At 69.0% G+C, this 16914-nt stretch carries 19 protein-coding genes and 1 tRNA gene; 15 read left to right on the plus strand and 5 right to left on the minus strand.

The genetic code is table 11. From position 1 onward, the window contains the following. The first annotated feature begins 263 nt into the window (after positions 1–263). The 8 genes from ACTWQN_RS06225 to phnE all read left to right on the plus strand — a co-directional run bounded on the left by ACTWQN_RS06225 (position 264) and on the right by phnE (position 8221). Entirely contained in the window at positions 264–1502 is a 1239-nt protein-coding gene (locus tag ACTWQN_RS06225) for an MFS transporter (RefSeq protein ID WP_443202343.1), read from the plus strand. After that, positions 1499–2491 (plus strand): DMT family transporter, encoded by a 993-nt coding sequence (locus tag ACTWQN_RS06230; RefSeq protein WP_443202344.1) that lies wholly within the window; start codon positions 1499–1501, stop codon positions 2489–2491. Before ACTWQN_RS06225 ends, ACTWQN_RS06230 begins: the two co-directional genes overlap by 4 nt. A gap of 6 nt (positions 2492–2497) precedes the next feature. Then, positions 2498–3349 carry a bifunctional methylenetetrahydrofolate dehydrogenase/methenyltetrahydrofolate cyclohydrolase gene (locus tag ACTWQN_RS06235; RefSeq protein WP_443202345.1) on the plus strand — a complete coding sequence of 284 codons (852 nt, stop codon included), beginning with the start codon at positions 2498–2500 and terminating at the stop codon, positions 3347–3349. Positions 3350–3402: 53 nt separating this feature from the next. Further along, entirely contained in the window at positions 3403–3696 is a 294-nt protein-coding gene (locus ACTWQN_RS06240) for a DUF3017 domain-containing protein (protein ID WP_443202346.1), read from the plus strand. Positions 3697–3850: 154 nt separating this feature from the next. Then, on the plus strand, positions 3851–4969 hold the full coding sequence (locus tag ACTWQN_RS06245; RefSeq protein ID WP_443202347.1) for a TIGR03364 family FAD-dependent oxidoreductase: 1119 nt from the start codon (positions 3851–3853) through the stop codon (positions 4967–4969). Then, positions 4966–5646, plus strand: coding sequence for a phosphonatase-like hydrolase (locus tag ACTWQN_RS06250; protein WP_443202348.1), 681 nt, complete (start codon positions 4966–4968; stop codon positions 5644–5646). Before ACTWQN_RS06245 ends, ACTWQN_RS06250 begins: the two co-directional genes overlap by 4 nt. After that, entirely contained in the window at positions 5643–6479 is an 837-nt protein-coding gene (gene phnC, locus ACTWQN_RS06255; protein WP_443202349.1) for a phosphonate ABC transporter ATP-binding protein, read from the plus strand. The genes ACTWQN_RS06250 and phnC overlap by 4 nt, the downstream gene beginning before the upstream one ends. Positions 6480–6484: 5 nt before the next feature. After that, positions 6485–8221, plus strand: a complete 1737-nt coding sequence (gene phnE, locus ACTWQN_RS06260) for a phosphonate ABC transporter, permease protein PhnE (RefSeq protein ID WP_443202350.1) — start codon at positions 6485–6487, stop codon at positions 8219–8221. A gap of 19 nt (positions 8222–8240) precedes the next feature. Here phnE and ACTWQN_RS06265 read toward each other — a convergent pair whose 3' ends face one another. Both ACTWQN_RS06265 and ACTWQN_RS06270 read right to left on the minus strand, forming a co-directional pair. Then, positions 8241–9077: a DUF4253 domain-containing protein gene (locus ACTWQN_RS06265; RefSeq protein WP_443202351.1), complete on the minus strand. Its 837-nt coding sequence runs from the start codon at positions 9075–9077 to the stop codon at positions 8241–8243. Positions 9078–9156: 79 nt separating this feature from the next. Continuing rightward, on the minus strand, positions 9157–10206 hold the full coding sequence (locus tag ACTWQN_RS06270; protein ID WP_443202352.1) for a medium chain dehydrogenase/reductase family protein: 1050 nt from the start codon (positions 10204–10206) through the stop codon (positions 9157–9159). Positions 10207–10298: 92 nt separating this feature from the next. On the opposite strand from ACTWQN_RS06270, the gene ACTWQN_RS06275 reads away from it, so the two are divergent. After that, positions 10299–10979 carry a TetR/AcrR family transcriptional regulator gene (locus ACTWQN_RS06275; RefSeq protein ID WP_443202353.1) on the plus strand — a complete coding sequence of 227 codons (681 nt, stop codon included), beginning with the start codon at positions 10299–10301 and terminating at the stop codon, positions 10977–10979. Between the two features lie 76 nt (positions 10980–11055). On the opposite strand, the gene ACTWQN_RS06280 is transcribed toward ACTWQN_RS06275, so the two are convergent. The 3 genes from ACTWQN_RS06280 to ACTWQN_RS06290 form a co-directional block, all read right to left on the minus strand. Next, complete coding sequence (locus tag ACTWQN_RS06280) at positions 11056–11256, minus strand: DUF1918 domain-containing protein (RefSeq protein WP_443202354.1); 201 nt, start codon at positions 11254–11256, stop codon at positions 11056–11058. A 142-nt stretch (positions 11257–11398) separates the two neighbouring features. Then, entirely contained in the window at positions 11399–11827 is a 429-nt protein-coding gene (locus ACTWQN_RS06285) for a DUF8711 family protein (RefSeq protein ID WP_443202355.1), read from the minus strand. 143 nt (positions 11828–11970) lie between these two features. Continuing rightward, positions 11971–12801, minus strand: a complete 831-nt coding sequence (locus ACTWQN_RS06290) for a metal-dependent hydrolase (protein WP_443202356.1) — start codon at positions 12799–12801, stop codon at positions 11971–11973. A gap of 188 nt (positions 12802–12989) precedes the next feature. Between ACTWQN_RS06290 and ACTWQN_RS06295 the strand changes: the two genes are divergently transcribed. The 6 genes from ACTWQN_RS06295 (at position 12990) to ACTWQN_RS06320 (ending at position 16818) form a co-directional block, all read left to right on the plus strand. Continuing rightward, complete coding sequence (locus ACTWQN_RS06295) at positions 12990–14210, plus strand: NADP-dependent isocitrate dehydrogenase (protein WP_443202357.1); 1221 nt, start codon at positions 12990–12992, stop codon at positions 14208–14210. Positions 14211–14434: 224 nt separating this feature from the next. Continuing rightward, positions 14435–14743 (plus strand): SH3 domain-containing protein, encoded by a 309-nt coding sequence (locus tag ACTWQN_RS06300; RefSeq protein WP_443202358.1) that lies wholly within the window; start codon positions 14435–14437, stop codon positions 14741–14743. 65 nt (positions 14744–14808) lie between these two features. Further along, a complete protein-coding gene (locus ACTWQN_RS06305; RefSeq protein WP_443202359.1) occupies positions 14809–15009 on the plus strand; it encodes a DUF4177 domain-containing protein in 201 nt (66 codons plus the stop codon). A gap of 69 nt (positions 15010–15078) precedes the next feature. Beyond that, a tRNA-Val gene (locus tag ACTWQN_RS06310) sits at positions 15079–15153 on the plus strand. A 359-nt stretch (positions 15154–15512) separates the two neighbouring features. Then, on the plus strand, positions 15513–16031 hold the full coding sequence (locus ACTWQN_RS06315) for a ricin-type beta-trefoil lectin domain protein (protein WP_443202360.1): 519 nt from the start codon (positions 15513–15515) through the stop codon (positions 16029–16031). Between the two features lie 427 nt (positions 16032–16458). Then, positions 16459–16818 (plus strand): SSI family serine proteinase inhibitor, encoded by a 360-nt coding sequence (locus ACTWQN_RS06320; protein ID WP_443202361.1) that lies wholly within the window; start codon positions 16459–16461, stop codon positions 16816–16818. Positions 16819–16914: the final 96 nt, after the last annotated feature.

Raw genomic sequence — 16914 nt, forward strand, 5'->3', positions numbered from 1 at the left:
CGACTCCACCCCGCCAAGACGCTACTCGACGCGGGCACGGCCATGTGCGATGTGTGTGAGTTCAGTGCCGTTGATCCAGGACACGTGCTCGCTTTCAAGATCCTCATCACGCCGTGCGGTGATCTCGTCACGGAAGCCTGCCCGCTGGCGGGCTGAATGGCCATCACACCACCAGGTGGATTGGATCAGCGGCGCGTCGGCGGCGGCGGGTGGTCGGCGAAAACCAGTAGCGGTACGGATGTGCCAGAAGACAGAATCTGGGCGTGCTTCGTCCCTATCGACTGCTCGGGGCGGTTCCGCATGCGTCCAGCCTGATGACCTTCAGCCTGCTCGGTCGCCTGCACATGCCCGCGTTCGCGATGGCGTTGGTCTTCCTGATGGTCGACTGGACCGGTTCCTACGCCATCGGCGGCCTCATCGGGGCGACGGTGACCAGCGGGCAGGCCATCGCCGGACCGTCGCGGGGGCGAGCGGCCGACCGCAGTTCCACGCCGAAGCTGCTGGTGCTGACCGGTCTCGGTTCGGGGCTCGGGATGGCGGCGATGGTGGCGGTGACGCGCTGGGTGGATCCGGCGCTGTGGTGGCTGATCCTGCCGGTGGCGATGCTCACCGGGCTGTCGCATCCGCCGATCATGCAGGTGTGCCGGGCGATCTGGCCTCGGCTGACCAGTGGTCCGGCGCGTGAGGCTGCTTTCGCGGTGGAGGCGACGCTGCAGGAGCTGCTGTTCGTGGTGGCGCCGATGCTGGCCGCGTTCGCGGTGGCCTTCTGGGGCCCGGTCGTCGCGATGTTGTGCTGTGCCGGGTGGGCGACTTTCGGGGCAGCGCTGTTCGCCTGGGCGCTGTGGCGTGCGGGGTTGCGGGAGGCGCCGCGTGCGGAGGAGGGCAGCGCCAGCGAGTCCGGGTCGCTTTTCCGGGTGCCGGGTTTCGTGTCGCTGCTCGCGTTCTTCACGCTGCTGGTGGGCGGGGTGATTTCGGTGGACCTGCTGCTCGTCGGTTGGGCGCGGGAGCGGGGCACGCCGGAGTTGGCGGGCCTGCTGGCGATGGTGTGGGCGATCGGTTCGCTGATCGGCGGCCTGGTGTCGGGCGGCTTCACGGGGCGGCCTCGGCTCCTGCTGCGCGCATCGCTGACGGCGCTCGGTCTGGTCGCGCTGGTGCCCGCGCTGCCGCCGATCGCTGATCCGGGCTCGCCGTGGTTGGTCGGCGCGATCTTGCTCATCGGCGGTTCCGCGGTGGCGCCGACGTTGGCCGCCAGCAACGGGCGGCTGGCGGATGTGGCGCCTGCGCATCGGCGCAGCGAGGCGTTCGGCTGGGTGGCCAGCGCGGGGATGCTCGGCGCGGCCATCGCCTCCCCGCTCACGGGCTGGATGCTCGACGTCTCCGGCCCGGCCGCGGGAGCCGCCGCGGCGGCGGTGCTGGCCTTGGTGTCCGTTGGATTTGTCGTAGATCACATTGCTCGGGCATCGCGGGCGCCGCGGGAGAAGAAGCAGACTGCGATTACGTGACTGTTTCCCGGGCGCAGCGACGACGTAACCGACCGAAGGCCAGCGAGCGCGCCCTCGGCCTGATCGGCGCTGCCGCCATCGGCGTGCTGCTCGCCATCCAGGCCCGCATCAACGGCACGCTCGGGGCCCGGATGGACGATGCGCTCGCCGCTGGGGTGATCTCGTTCGCGGGCGGTTTCATCGTGCTGTTCGGGTGCACCTTCGCGATCCCCCGGGCCCGGCGAGGCTGCCGGAATCTCAGCGCTGAGCTGCGCAAACCAGGTGGGCTGCGGCCGTGGCAATGCCTCGGTGGGGTGTGCGGCGGGTATCTGGTGTTCAGCCAGGCAATGGCGGCCACCGCGCTCGGCGTCGCGATGTTCACCGTCGCGGTGGTGGCCGGGCAGGTGACCAGCGGGCTGATCGTCGACCGGCTCGGGTTGGGGCCTGCCGCGCCGCAGCACGTGACCCCGGCCCGGTTGTTCGGGGCCGGGTTGGCCGTGCTGGCGGTGGTGATCGCGGTGTCCACGCAGCTGGGCGGCGCGCAGACGAGTTGGCTGGTGTTGCTGCCCGCGCTGGCCGGGCTGGGGCTCGGCTGGCAGGCGGCGGTCAACGGCCGGATGCGGCAGGCGGCCGATTCGGCGGTTTTCGCGGCGTTTTTCAACTTCGGCGTCGGGATGGCCGCCCTGGCGTTGGCCTTCGCGGTCGAGGCCGTGCTGCGCGGCCTGCCGCAGCTCCCGGCCGAGGCGTGGCTGTACACCGGCGGTTTCCTGGGGATTTTCGTGATCGGCGGATCGGTGGCGCTGGTGCGCTACACCGGGGTGCTGGTGCTGAGCCTGGGCATGATCGCCGGGCAACTGGTCGGTGCCCTGCTGCTCGATCTGCTCGCACCGGTGGTCGGGGCGGGCGTCTCGATGTCCACGGTGCTCGGTGTGCTGCTCACGTTGGTGGCGGTCGGTGTGGCCGCTATGCCGGACCGGGCGGGACGGGATGCGCATCGTCTGCCACGATGAACAGCCGTGAGCGCGACGATTCTCGACGGCAAGGCCACCAAGGACGCGATCTTCGACGAGCTGCGACCGCGGGTCGCCCGGCTCGCCGAGCGGGGACGCACACCCGGATTGGCCACAGTGCTGGTGGGCGACGATCCCGGTTCGCAGTCCTACGTGCGCGCCAAGCACAACGATTGCGCCAAGGTCGGCATCAACTCGATCCGCCGGGACCTGCCCGCTGACGTCAGCCAGGCTGATGTCGAGGCGGTGCTCGACGAGCTCAACGCCGACCCGGCCTGCACCGCTTACATCGTGCAGCTGCCGCTGCCAGCGCACCTCGATGCCGGGCCGCTGCTGGAGCGCATCGCGCCGGAGAAGGACGCCGACGGGCTGCACCCGATCAGCCTCGGTCGGCTGGTGCTGGGCGAGCAGGCGCCGCTGCCGTGCACCCCGCGCGGCATCATCGAACTGCTGCGCCGCCACGACGTGCCGTTGAACGCCGCGCGGGTCGCGGTGGTCGGCCGCGGAATCACGGTGGGGCGGCCGATCGGTCTGCTGCTGACGCGGCGCAGCGAGAACGCCACTGTCACGCTCTGCCACACCGGCACCAAGGATCTCGCCGCCGAGGTCAGCCGCGCCGATATCGTCATCGCGGCGGCCGGGAAGCCGCACCTGATCACGGCGGACATGGTCAAGCCGGGTGCGGCGGTGCTCGACGTCGGTGTGACCCGCACCGATGCCGGGCTGGCTGGCGATGTGCACCCGGACGTCGTGCAGGTCGCCGGGTTCCTGTCGCCGAACCCCGGCGGGGTCGGGCCGATGACCCGTGCGATGTTGCTCAGCAACGTCGTCGAGGCCGCGGAGCGCGGCGTCGGCTGATGGTTTCGCGTGAAACCGCCCGGTTTTCGGCCCACAACCAGGGGAGGAACGGCATGAGCGATCGGTTCTTCGGCAGGTCGCGACTGTCGGTGCACGTGCCGTTCGGCCTGGTGCTGCTGGTCGGGCTGGTGGGGCTGCTGCTGGTGGCCATGCAGCACTGGCGGAAGGGTTCGGTGCTGCTCGGCGGCGCGCTGCTGATCGCGGCGGTGTTGCGCGCGGTGATCCCGCCGGAGCGGGCGGGCCTGCTGGCGATCCGCAGCCGGGCGGTGGACATCGTGCTCTACGGCGGGTTCGGGCTGGTGATCGTCGCGGTCGCGATGACCATCCGGGGCGGTCTGCTCGGCTGAGGCGACCGCAGGCGTGCCCGTGGTGCGGCTGCTCCCGGCTTCGTTTCGACGAATTGCCTTGGCAAGATAACTGATCCGGTCCTTGGGTGGGCGTTCATCTGCGGTTCGCTCGGCCTGCACGGGGTATTCGTGAGAACCGGCGAACGTGTGCCTCGTGCGGGTTCTGATTGTCGGCGGCGGTGTGCTCGGCACCATGCACGCGCTGCGGGCCCTGGAACGGGGTCACGGCGTGGTGCATCTGGAACGAGAAGCGGAGGCTCGCGGCGCTTCGGTCCGCAACTTCGGCCTGATCTGGGTGAGCGGCCGGGAGCCCGGCCCGGACCTCGAACTCGCGCTGCGCGCTCGCCGCGACTGGGAGCGCCTCGCCGCTGATGTGCCCGCGCTCGGTTTTCGGGGCAACGGCTCGCTGACCGTGCTGCGCACACCCGCCGAGGTGCGGGTCGCCGAAGATTTCGTCGCCTGCCCGGACGCCGCCGAGCGCGGCACGAAACTGCTGGACGCCGCTGAGGCGAGGGCGTTGAACCCGGCGCTGCGCGGCGAGATGCGCGCCGCGCTGTGGTGCGAGCGGGACGCCGCCGTCGAGCCGAGGACCGCGCAGCCCGCGCTGCGCGCGCATCTCGCCAGGACCGGCCGCTACACCTGGCTGCCCGGCCGCGAGGTGCGGGACGTCGGCGAAGGCTGGGTGCGCGACGACACCGGCGAACGCCACGGCGCCGACCTCGTGATCCTCTGCCCCGGCGCGGCCCTCGGAGGCCTGGTCGGGGAACTCCGGCCGAACCTGCTGGTGCGGCGGGTTCGGTTGCAGATGATGCAGACCGATTCGCTCGACGAACCCCTGCCGACCTCCGTGGCCGACGCCGACAGCATGCGCTACTACCCGGGCTACCGGGGCGCGTCGCTGGACGAGCTCAACGCGTCCGAACCGCAGCCGGAAGTGGCCGCGGAAAACGGCATGCAGCTGCTGATGGTGCAGCGGATCCACAATGGACTGACCATCGGCGACACGCACGAGTACGCCGAGCCGTTCGCCTTCGACGTGCACGAGGACCCGTACGAGCACCTCAAGCAGCGCACCGAGGAACTGCTCGGCCGCCCGCTGCCGCGCATCATCCGCCGCTGGGCCGGGGTCTACGCGCAGACCGAGGACAAGTCGCGGATCGTGCACCGCGAACAGGTGCTGCCCGGCGTTTGGCTGGTGACCGGTCCCGGCGGACGCGGCATGACCGGCTCCCCGGCGATCGCCACCGACACCTGGCAGGAACTGGGCGCATGATCAGGCTGGTAGTGCTGGACATGGCGGGCACCACGGTGGCCGATGACGGCCTGGTCGAGCAGGCCTTCATCCAGGCGGTCGGGGAGGTGGGCATCGCCGAATCCGCGGTCGCGGGCATGCTCGACCACGTCCGCCGGACCATGGGCGAATCGAAGATCACCGTCTTCCGGCACCTGCTGGGCGGTGACGAAGACCTTGCGCAGCAAGCGAATCGGGCATTCGAGCAGGCGTATGCGGCCCGGGTCGCCGACGGCGACTGCCGGGAGATCGACGGCGCCGAGGCGGCCATCCGGCAACTGCGCGGCGCGGCCGTCAAAGTCGCCCTGACGACCGGTTTCGCCGAGCGCACCCAGACGCAGATCCTCGATGCGCTGGGCTGGGGCGGGCTGGCCGACCTCACCCTGACCCCGGGGCAGGCCGGTCGCGGCCGTCCCCACCCCGACATGGTGCTCACCGCGTTGCTGCGGCTGGGCATCGACGACGTGCGGGAGATCGCCACCGTCGGCGACACCGCCTACGACGTGCGGTCCGGTCGCAGCGCCGGGGCGTCGATCGTCGCCGGGGTGCTCACCGGCGCGCACGGGCGCGCGGCGCTCGCCGAGGCCGGTGCCACCCACATCCTCGAATCCGTCCGGGAACTCCCGGAACTCGTGCTGTCCGCGAAGGAAGATCTGTGAACACAACAGCGATCGCGCCGACCGCAACGGCCTGGCGCGAAGTCGGCGACGCGACGGGGGGACGAGCAGTGCCAGTGATCTCCTTCGACCGGGTCAGCAAATCGTTCGGCAGCGTCCAAGCCCTCGACGAGGTGTCGCTCGACGTGTCTGCCGGTGAGGTCACCGTGCTGCTCGGGCTGTCCGGATCGGGCAAGTCCACGCTGCTGCGGCACGTGGACGGGCTGCAGCGCGCCACTTCCGGCACCGTCCGAGTGCTCGGCAACGACGTCGGTGAACTGCGCGGATCCGCGCTGCGGGCGTTGCGCCGCCGCGTCGGGTTCGTGTTCCAGCAGTTCCACCTCGTCGGCTCGCTGACGGTGTTGGAGAACGTGTGCACCGGGGCGCTCGGCGGTCTGCGCGGCCCGCGGCTCGGTCTGCTCTCCTACCCGAAGCGGGTCCGCCACGCCGCCATGGACCAGTTGGAGCGGGTCGGCCTCACCGCCCAGGCGTTGCAGCGCGCCAGCACCCTCTCCGGTGGCCAGCAGCAGCGCGTCGCGGTTGCGCGGGCGCTGCTGCAGAAACCCGAGATCCTGCTCGCCGACGAACCGGTCGCGTCGCTGGACCCGGACTCGGCCGCGCAGGTGATGAACCTGATCGCGGAGATCGCTCGGGAGGACGGGCTCACCGTGCTGTGCAGCCTGCACCAGGTCGACCTCGCGTTGAGCTGGGGACATCGGATCGTCGGGCTGCGTTCGGGGCAGGTCGTGCTGGACACGCCGGTCGACGGGCTGAGCCGGGACGCGGCGATGGCGATCTACTCCAAGGTCGGATCCGAACTCGCGACGACGGGGTGAATTCCGTGACCACCACAGTAGAAGCGCCCCGCTCACGGCGGGTGGGGTCGGCGCCGCGGCGCCGCACGCTCGCTCGTCCCCACCCCGAAGGGACGGTTGCCGCGCTGGTCGTGCTCGCCCTGCTCGGCGCCGCCTGCTGGGCCTTCAGCCAGCTGCGGGTGAACGCGGCGACCATTGTGGACGGTCTGGGCAACGCGGTGGACTTCGCGTCCCGCACGCTGCCGCTGGACTTCCCGCCGATCGGTGAACTGCTGGCGCTCAGCGGGCAGACCCTGGCGATCGTGGTGTGCGCGACGCTGATCGCAACGCTGCTCAGCGTGCCGGTGGCGGTGCTCGCGGCCCGCACCACCGCATTGGGTGGCACCAGCCGGTTCGCGGCGCGCGTGCTGATCGTCGTGGCGCGTGCCGTACCGGATGTCGTGTTGGCGATCGTGTTCTTCCGGATGTTCGGATTCGGCGGGCTGACCGGTGTGCTGGCCATGGGCCTGCATTCCACCGGCATGATCGGCAAGCTGTACGCCGACGCCATCGAGCAGGTCGACGAGGGGCCGCGCACCGCGATCCGCGCGGCTGGCGGTTCCCGGTTGCAGCAACTGGTCAGCGGCGTGCTGCCGCAGGTGGTGCCGTCGTTCGTGGCGACCTCGCTGCACCGGTTGGACATCAACCTGCGGGTGTCGGTGGTGCTCGGTTTCGTCGGCGTCGGTGGTCTGGGCCAGGCGATCGCCGATTCGCTGCGCACGCTCGACTACCAGCGCGGGATGGCGTTGGCGTTGGTGGTGTTCGCGCTGTGCGTGCTGGTCGAGATCGTGTCCGGGTCGATCCGGCAGGCGTTGCTGGGGGTGCGTGCGCAACGCCCCGGTGGGCGCGCGGCGCGCCGCGGCGCGGTCCCGGCGCGGGTGCCGCTCGCGAGTGGTGGTTCCGGTTCGCGCCGCAACGATGGCTCACGACCCCGGATCAGTCCATCGTGGACCGTCGGCCGGGTGCGGCGGCTCGGTTACTGGCTGCTGACCGCGCTGATCGTGGCCGCCTCGATCTGGGGCGCGGACATCTCGTTCGCGCAGTTCGAGCGGGCCGTCAGCGGCTTCGGGCCGACGCTGGCGCTGTTCTGGCCGCCGGAAACCGGTGGCATCTTCGGCGAACTGCTCAGCGAGCTGCTCGTGACCATCCAGATCGCGCTGGCCGCGACGCTGATCGGCGCGGTGCTCGCGCTGCCGATCGGTGCGCTGGCCGCCGCCAACGTCGCGCCCAGCCCGGCGGTGGCGAAGTTCTTCCGCGGCGTGGTGCTCGCCGTTCGCGGCGTGCCGGAACTGGTGCTGGCCATCGTGTTCGTGGTGATCACCGGGCTCGGCGCGGTCGCGGGGGCGTTGGCACTGGGCGTCGGATCGGTGGGGTTGCTCGGAAAACTCGTCGCCGACTCGCTGGAGGAGGTGGACCGCGGCCGGGAACAGGCGCTGCGCGCCACCGGGGCGAACCGGCTGCAGGTGTTCTTCGCGGCCACGGTGCCGCAGGCCGCTCCGGCCTTCGTCTCGCACGTGCTGTACCAGCTGGACACCAACCTGCGGTCGGCCACGCTGCTGGGTCTGGTCGGCGCGGGCGGCATCGGCTACTACCTGCTCAACGCCTCCCGAGTCCTGGAGTTCGGCGTGGTCACGACGGTTCTGCTGCTCACCTTCGGCACGGTGCTGCTCGTCGAACTGCTGGCCCTGTGGCTGCGCGGAGTGCTGCGCCCATCAGGTTCGTGAGGGCCTCGACCCGCGCACGTCATTCCCACCAGAACGACCAGGTGCGGCGGCCCCGGATCTCCTGGGCGTAGGCCGCGATGCTGCCGGTCTCCTGCAGGATCCGGTCCGGGCAGAACGTCCAGTGCTCCGCCGCGACCGCCGCGGCGTGGTCGGCGGTCTGCGGCGGTGCCGCCACGCTCAGGTCCAGGCGGTCCGGGCCGAGCCGCAGCAGCCGCGCGCCGAACCGCTCCTCCCAGCTGCGCGCCATCGCCGAGAGCCCGGCGGTCCGCGACACGTGGTTGGCGGCGCCGGACCAGCCCAGCGCGGTCAGCACGTCCGCACCGCGACGCACCGGGATCAGCGCCAGCCGCGTCTCGGTGTCGATGAACCGCGGCAGTTGCTGGTTGGCCAGGATGTCGGGATCCGCCAGCAGATTCCCGGCCCGCGCCGGTCCCGGGCAGGTGTAGTCGAACGGGGCCAGCACTTCCAGGCTGTACGCGGGACCGAGGTCGTCGTCGACCTGCACCAGGCCGTCCCAGATCCGGGTCATCACGTCGGTGACCCGCCACCGGTCGATGTGTTCCAGCGGCTCCGGCGGCACGACGCCGACCGTGCAGCGTTCCCCGTAGACCTCGTCGCTGTCGCACAGCAGCAACGGCCACAGCCCGCTGCGCCGGTGTTCGGCGCGCAGCGCGGCGACCAGCTGCGGCGCCGGGGCCTCGTCGCTGATCCAGCACAGCGGGGCGGGATTGTCGGAGAGTGTTGTCTGTTCGGTCAGGATCTCGCCGGGCGGTAGTGGGGCGGAAACCCCTGCACCGGTGCCGAAAACCGCGGACAGGTCGGCAGTTGCCCCCGCTTGCCGGTCGTCTCGCAACACTTCACCGCCTCCTAGCCAAGCCCCTCGTCGCGGACCACCTTAGGGATCGGGGTGTGGCACCAGGTGGTCGGGCTGGCCGTCACGTCTCGGTGTCCTCCGCCGAAAGTCCTGGGACCAGTACGATTCTGCCGGTCTGGGAGCCGGAGACGTGCAGGTCGAGCGCGCGAGCCGCGGATTCCAATGGCAGTCGCCGGGCGATCAGCGGCCGCAACTGTCCACTGGCGACCATTCGGAGCAGCATCGCCAAGTCTGTTCGGAACTCGGCGTTGGACCTGACGTAGTACATGCGGGCGCGGCGCCCGCCGGTGCTGCCGAACAGCCGGAGCAGTTCCCACCGGGCGAGTCGGCCGACCATCCGGAGGTACGGACGCCACCACGGTCCGGTGTCGCGCAGCGTCGCGGCGCTGCCGTAGGCGACCAGCGTGCCGCCAGGTGCGAGCAACCGCCAGGACGCGTCCAGGCTCTCCGGGCCGAGCGGGTCGAAGACGGCGTCCACGCCGCCCGGCGCGAGCTCGGCCACCCGGCTGGGGACGTCTTCGGTGCGGTGGTCGATCAGTTCGACCCCGAGGTCCCGCAGCGCGTCGTGCCGATGGGCGGAAGCCGTTCCGATCACCCGGACACCGGCGGCGGCCGCGAGCGGCGCGAGCAGGGTGCCCACCCCGCCGCCGATGCCGTGCACCAGAATCGTCTGTCCACTTCGAACTTTCGCGGCGCGGTGCAGCAACTGCCATGCGGTGACGCCATTGAGCACCACCGCGACCGCCGTCGCGGCATCCACCTCATCGGGTACCGGCACCAGGTCGCGATCGCGGATTTCGACGTACTCGGCCCACGCGCCGGTGACCGGCATCGCCGCGACGCGCTGCCCGACCCGCCACGAGGTCACCTCGGAGCCGACTTCGACGATCTCGCCGACCAGGTCGTAGCCGGGCACGAACGGGGCCTTCGGTTGTCCCGGGTAGCGGCCGTGCAGCATTTGGACCTCGGCGAAGGCCACCCCGGCGGCTTCGGTGCGGATCAGCACCCCGTGCGGTTTCGGGGTGGACAGCGCGTTGCGGCGGGATGTGACGACCTCGGTCCCACCCAGGCCGGTGAAGACGATTTCGGTGCCGGTGGTCGGCGTTCCCATGACAGCTCCGTTATAACTTGTCGTGTTAGTTACAGCTTCTAACATAACTATGAACCTGTTACGGTTGAGTCGTCAAGGGGAGGGAACCGGGCATGCCAGCAGCGCCGCGCAGTCCTCGCGAGCGGTTCCGGGAGCAGACCCGGAGCGAGGCCAAGCAGGTCGCGCTCGAACAGCTCGCCGAGTCGGGGTCGGCAGGCGTGTCGCTGAACGCGATCGCGAAGCGGATGGGGATCACCGGCCCCGCGCTGTACCGCTACTTCGCGAACCGGGACGCGCTGCTGACCGAACTGGTCGTGGACGCCTACCGCGACCTCGGCGACGAGTTGGAAGACGCGGCGCGCACGCATCGGCACCAGGCCCCCGCGACCAGGTTCCGGGAACTGGCGGCACGATTCCGGTCCTGGGGACTGCGGCAGCCGCATCGGTACCTGCTGCTGTTCGGCACCCCGGTGCCCGGATTCCGAGCTCCGGAACTCACCTTCGGCCTCGCCGACCGGGCGATCCGGCCGATCCTCGAAGCGCTCGCCGAGCTGGCCCCGGACGAGTTGCCCGCACAGCGCTGCGCGCTGGAGCAGCAATTGGCACAGTGGCGCGAACTGCGCGGCGCCCCGCTGCTGCCACCGGCCGTCCTGCAGCGCGGCCTACAGGCGTGGTCGCGGCTGCACGGGATGGTCAGCCTGGAGGTCCAGGGGCAGTTCGTCGGGATGGGCATCGACCCGGCGCCGCTTTTCGACGCCGAGGTGGAGTCGGTCATCGACCAGCCTTGGAAATGACGACGGCCGGTCGCGCGCCAGCACCGCGGATCGCCTCGGATCGGGGGCGCTGCGACCGGCCGGTATTGCCCGAGGGTCAGTCGCCCTCGCGGGGACGGGGCGTCTCGATCACGCAATCGCTGCCCGGGAACACCAGTCCCTCGTGCCCGTCCTTGAACCGGACCTTGTACGGCGGAGCGCCGTCCGGGCCGCGGACTTCCAGGATCTCGGCGAGCTGGTCGGCCTCGTCCACGTGCCTGCTGTGCACGTGCAGTTGATCTCCCACGGCTGCTTTCATCACCCATCACCTCCGCGGTCCCAGACTAGGTGACCGAGGCCACACTGCGCATCGGGTGACGCGCGGAGGCGCGGGCGCGAGCGATTTCTCGCGAAATCGGCATCTCGCACGAGGGGCGTGCGCCGATTTCGCGCGAAATCGCCTAGCTGCCGATCTGCGAGCAGGTAGTGGTCACCTGCTGGTACTTCTCCAGTTGGGCGGAGGCCCACTCCGTGCTGGACTCCAGGGTGATTTCACCGGAGGCGACCTGCTGCACCGACTGCTGCACGTCGAGCAGGTTCTGCCGCAGGGTCTCGTCGGCGGTCTGCTCGGCCAGTTGACGTAGTTCCTCAGCCTTCGCCTGCGCATCGGCCTGCGCCTGCTGCGGGTCGGCGAAGTTGGGCATGAAGTTCGCGACGTTGATCGCCTGCGCGCACGCCGATACCGCCTCAAGGTCCTGCTGCGCCTGCTGCATCTGCTCGTTGGCGTCCTGCAGGCCCTGCTGGGCTTCCTGGATCTCGCCGCACGCGGCTAGGCCGACCAGCAGCGGCAAGGACAGCGCCGCCACCACGAACCGCTTTCGAGCTCGCATCTTCCCTCCGGGGCTAAAAGCGGCACCGTAGTGATGCCGCCCTTGTACCCTATCGGCCCCCGATCGTGCGATGGGCGAAATGTCTCATCCGGCGGCACGACGTCCATCAGATGGCCGATTTCGCCTGCACAGCCCAGGTCGCGTCAGGACGGGGTGATCCAGGACATGACCTCGGGTGGCAGGTCGAGCTGGGCGAGCCAGGGGGCTGCGCCGATCCGGTAGAGCACCACCGAGCTCAGCGCCACGGCGGCGATCGTCAGGCCCGGGCCGATCAGGACCATCTCGACCTTGCCGCCGGTCTTCATCCGCAGCAGCTTCGGCGGGGCCACCGGGAACCAGGTCTTGCCGCCCAGCGGCACCGGCCAGAGCATCGGGCAGCCCTGCTCGGTGATCGCATCGCCGATGAAGTGCGCGATGCAGCCGATCATCACCGCCATGCCGAACGCCGCCGCGTCGGTGGGCTGGTCACCGGCCCAGGCCCAGCAGGCGATGGTGAGCAACAGCGAGGCCACGGTGATCAGCAGCGCGTCCCTGCTGGAGGACCAGGTGTGCAGCAGGCCGCGAACCGCGAGACCGGCGAAGAAGAACATCAGCACGCCGAGCGCGGCGCCCTCGCTGGTCTGCACGATGGCCGTGGTGATCAGCCCGGCCAGCACCGCGAACACGACGGTGTGGGTGAAGCCGCGGTGCGTGCCGTCCCGGTTGCTGTCCCGCTTGGTGCGGGTCAACCGGTACAGGAAGCCGCTGAAGCCGCTGATCCCGGCCGATGCGCCGCGCGAAACGGCACCGAAGGTGCTGGCCACCGTCGACTTGGGGTGGTCGATGTCGGGCAACAGCGCCGCCCCTGCGGACAACGTGGCCCCGACCACCCAGGTCTTCGGGGATAATTGCCCTATCGCGTGCGTGTCGGCCAAGGCGGTCACAGCCGCCCAAGCGGCCAACCCGCTCATCGCGTGCGTCGGTCCGGTTGCCACGGCCCCCTCCAAGATCACTCGTTCGGGTGTCGAGCCTAGAAGAAGATCACGACACCGGGCCGCCATCGGAGAAGTGGCGCATCGCGCCGTTCCAAGGGTGGTGGCAGGAGAAGGGGGGAGGGCACAATCGAGGTCGATAGCAGTACGCTTGTACCGCTTGCATTCTCGTGAGAGGAGCACCCCGCCACATGGGCAAGATCAAGGTCCAGGGCACCATCGCCGAGCTCGACGGCGACGAGATGACCCGGATCATCTGGTCCTTCATCAAGGACAAGCTGATCCATCCGTATCTGGACATCAACCTCGATTACTACGACCTCGGCATCGAGCATCGGGACGCCACCGACGACCAGGTCACCGTCGACGCGGCGAACGCCATCGCCAAGCACGGCGTGGGCGTGAAATGCGCCACCATCACTCCGGACGAGGCCCGGGTGGAGGAGTTCGGCCTGAAGAAGATGTGGCGCAGCCCCAACGGGACCATCCGCAACATCCTCGGCGGCGTCATCTTCCGCGAGCCGATCGTCATCTCGAACATCCCGCGCTACGTGCCGACCTGGACCAAGCCGATCGTCATCGGCCGTCACGCGCACGGTGACCAGTACAAGGCCACCGACTTCAAGGTCCCCGGGCCGGGCACCGTCACCGTCACCTACACCCCGGACGACGGCGGCGAGCCGATCGAGTTCGAGGTCGCCAAGTTCGGTGCCGACGGCGGCGTCTCGATGGCGATGTACAACTACCGCCGCTCCATCGAGGAGTTCGCGCGCGCGTCCCTCCGCTACGGCCTGGAGCGCGGCTACCCGGTCTACATGTCGACCAAGAACACGATCCTCAAGGCCTACGACGGCATGTTCAAGGACGTGTTCCAGGAGATCTTCGAAAACGAGTACCAAGCCGAGTTCGACGCCAAGGGCATCACCTACGAGCACCGGCTGATCGACGATATGGTCGCCAGCGCCCTGAAGTGGGAGGGCGGCTACGTCTGGGCCTGCAAGAACTACGACGGTGACGTGCAGTCCGACACCGTGGCGCAGGGCTTCGGCTCGCTGGGCCTGATGACGTCGGTGCTGATGACCGCCGACGGCAAGGTGGAGGCGGAGGCCGCGCACGGCACGGTCACCCGGCACTTCCGCCAGCACCAGCAGGGCAAGCCCACCTCGACCAACCCGATCGCCTCGATCTTCGCCTGGACCCGTGGTCTGCAGCACCGCGGCAAGCTGGACTCGACGCCCGAGGTCATCGGCTTCGCCGACAAGCTGGAGAAGGTCGTCATCGAGACCGTCGAGAGCGGGCGAATGACCAAGGACCTGGCGCTGCTGGTCGGTGGCGACCAGGGTTTTCAGACCACCGAGGAATTCCTCGCGACCCTGGACGAGAACCTGCAGAAGAAGATGGCCAACAGCTGATCTTCGACGCACACCGCGAACGCCGCTCCCGTTTTCCGAGGGAGCGGCGTTTCGTTTCCCCGCGCTTTCAGGGACGAGATTCAACCGGGCTACCGCGCGCACATGGCGGCCGGGCGGGCGACACCCGAGGCGTTGAACCGGGCGCGCCGACGAGTGCCTGGGCTTTCGCGGTCGCGGCGTGCCACGTTATAGCTGGGATGTCGCGTCTGACCGGGAGGTATGTCGTGATCCCGCTGCCCCGCACAGTGCTGCTCGCCGGTGCCGGTCTGATCGGAGTCGTCTACCTGATCAGCACCAGCCAGGCCGGTAGCAGCCCCGGCGACCCCAAGCCGTGCACGTTCCAGGTGACCGCCGACGTCCTCAACGTCCGCGCCGGGCCCACCGCCGCCGAGAGCTGGGTGGATTCCTTGCAGCGGGGCGAGGAGATCACCGCGACGCCGAACGTGGTCGGCGGTTTCCGCGCGCTCGGCGACGCGCGTTGGGCGGCAGCCGAGTTCTTGGCACCCGTGCCGGGCAGCACCTGCGATCCGTGACGGAACCGGCGCCCGCCGAACATCGTTGGACTCCTGGAAGGTGTTCACGAGAACCGGGGGCCGAGATGCCGTACCAGTACAAGGTCGTGGAGCTCAGGGAGAAGTGGCTCGGCGGCAAGATGTCCGGCGAGAAGCTGGAGCGCGTCCTCAACGACCACGCCGCCCATGGCTGGCAGCTGAAGGCGATCACCGGAGCGGACGTCAAGGGCCGCCTCGGCCCCGGCGGTGTGGAAGGGCTGTTGGTGACCTTCGAACGGCCGGTCTGAAACCGGGGTGGGTGCCGGTCGTGATCGGGGCTCAGCTAGGCTGATTTCCGCACGCGGTCGAGCCGCTCCGCGCGATTAGCTCAGTGGGAGAGCGCTACCTTGACACGGTAGAGGTCACTGGTTCAATCCCAGTATCGCGCACCAGTTTTCCCAGCTCATCGTTGCCGTCGGCGTGGTTTCGGTGTTGTCGGGCACCTTGTGGGGCAAGTGGTCCACCTGGCGGTGTCGATCGCAATCCGATGTCCACTATGGACGCCATGATTCGTCGACTTGCGATCTAGGTGTTTTCTGGAAAAGATCTTCGCTGCTCCGCTGGCCTCGTTGAAAATCGAATGTCCATAAAGGAATGATCGTGTTTTTAGTCGATCTTTTCCTGGAAATGCCATCCCACTCTTTGCGGTGATCCGGTGCGAGATTCTCCAGAAAAGCTGGTAGAGATCTTATTTGGGCGATCTGAGACTTGATCGCCAATTTCGGAAAGTTCTTCGTAGAGAGGGGTAGTCATGACCCGCGCTCGCTGGATGTTGGGTACCGTCGGAGCACTGGCGACTCTTGCCCTAGTCCCGGCTCTTCCTGCCTCGGCGCAATCCGAAGCCGGAATTTTCACGGAGATCACCAACACGGCTGACGGCTCCCGGTGGGCCCTGCACGGCGACAACGTGATCAAAACGATCAGCGGACCGTCCAGTGCGCTGAACGACAGCGACCAGTGGATCGTCTCCCGCCAGTCCGATGGCGCGGTGACCATCCGGAACCAGGCGACGCGCGAGTGCGCGGAGTCCCAGCCCTGGTTTGACGGGGCGGTCTACGCCGCGCCGTGCGAGCAGCGCAGCGACCGCCAGATGTGGTTCCTCAACTGGCGCGAGGACGGCTACGTCATCACCCCCAAGGCCGCCCCCGACATGGCGGTTTCCATTGAAGAGATGGGTGCTTACGACAGTTGGCTGACGCTCAAGCCGCGTCAGGCGCCGTCCGACACTGCGCAGGACGACCTGGCGAGCGTTTTCCGGCTCGGCGCGTGAGCTGACCCGGACGTCGCCTGAAGCGGCACGGGCCCGCTGATCTGACGTTCCCGCGTCGGATCAGCGGGCTTTTCGCGAGTGCGCGATTAATGGACAAATCGATGTGAAATTCCTGCGGAATTGTTCGGATTCGGCACACTGTCGGGTCAATCGGGCCTACTCGGAGTTGAAGTGCCGCTCGTTTTGGTCGCCGATTCGGGCCGCCGTCGAGCGGTCGTGGTAGTTCGCCGGGTGGATCGGAGCACCGCTGGGTCGCGGGTGGTAGCGATTACCGATTCGGGGGAATCCGATCGGTGATCATTTCCCTTTCGTTTCGAGAGATCGTTCTCGGTGCGGTAAGTAGAACACGGTTTCTTGTTTCTTCGGCCAGAACGGAGGATGACGCGAAATGACCGATATTCGGTTGCTAGGCCGTGCCGTGGTGGGTATGGCATTCGCTGCGGCGGTGCTGGTTCCAGGGGGCGCTTCGGCCGCATCCGACAACGCGGAGCCGAGCACCATCACGCTGACGGTGACGGAACTCCGGAACTCTCGAACCGTGACCCTGAACTGCGACCCCGCAGGCGGAAACCATCCACGTGCGACCACCGCATGCGACGAGCTGCGCGGGGTCGACGGCGACGCGCAGCGGTTGGAGCTGAACAAGTCCAAGATCTGCACCAAGGAGAGCCGCCAGGTGCGGGCGTCCGGCGCGGGCGCGTGGCGCGGTCAGCAGGTGAACTTCGAAGTCTCGGCGGCCAACCCCTGCGAGCTCAAGGCCCGAACCGGCTCCGTGTTCGACTTCTGAGCATTCGACCAGCCCGAACGGCGCCGTAGCAGCGAACCCGATTTCCCGACAACTGCCGCGAGCGCGTCCCGCACGATGCGTCGGGGAGCGCAGCAC

The organism is Saccharopolyspora antiqui (genome assembly GCF_052246905.1).
Taxonomy (GTDB): Bacteria; Actinomycetota; Actinomycetes; order Mycobacteriales; family Pseudonocardiaceae; genus Saccharopolyspora.

Coding starts and splice junctions, on each gene's coding strand:
- ACTWQN_RS06240 (WP_443202346.1), top strand. CDS start 3,403: ATGAGCGATCGGTTCTTCGGCAGGTCGCGACTGTCGGTGCACGTGCCG.
- ACTWQN_RS06250 (WP_443202348.1), top strand. CDS start 4,966: ATGATCAGGCTGGTAGTGCTGGACATGGCGGGCACCACGGTGGCCGAT.
- ACTWQN_RS06270 (WP_443202352.1), bottom strand. CDS start 10,206: ATGGGAACGCCGACCACCGGCACCGAAATCGTCTTCACCGGCCTGGGT.
- ACTWQN_RS06275 (WP_443202353.1), top strand. CDS start 10,299: ATGCCAGCAGCGCCGCGCAGTCCTCGCGAGCGGTTCCGGGAGCAGACC.
- ACTWQN_RS06280 (WP_443202354.1), bottom strand. CDS start 11,256: ATGAAAGCAGCCGTGGGAGATCAACTGCACGTGCACAGCAGGCACGTG.
- ACTWQN_RS06285 (WP_443202355.1), bottom strand. CDS start 11,827: ATGCGAGCTCGAAAGCGGTTCGTGGTGGCGGCGCTGTCCTTGCCGCTG.
- ACTWQN_RS06295 (WP_443202357.1), top strand. CDS start 12,990: ATGGGCAAGATCAAGGTCCAGGGCACCATCGCCGAGCTCGACGGCGAC.
- ACTWQN_RS06305 (WP_443202359.1), top strand. CDS start 14,809: ATGCCGTACCAGTACAAGGTCGTGGAGCTCAGGGAGAAGTGGCTCGGC.
- ACTWQN_RS06315 (WP_443202360.1), top strand. CDS start 15,513: ATGACCCGCGCTCGCTGGATGTTGGGTACCGTCGGAGCACTGGCGACT.
- ACTWQN_RS06320 (WP_443202361.1), top strand. CDS start 16,459: ATGGCATTCGCTGCGGCGGTGCTGGTTCCAGGGGGCGCTTCGGCCGCA.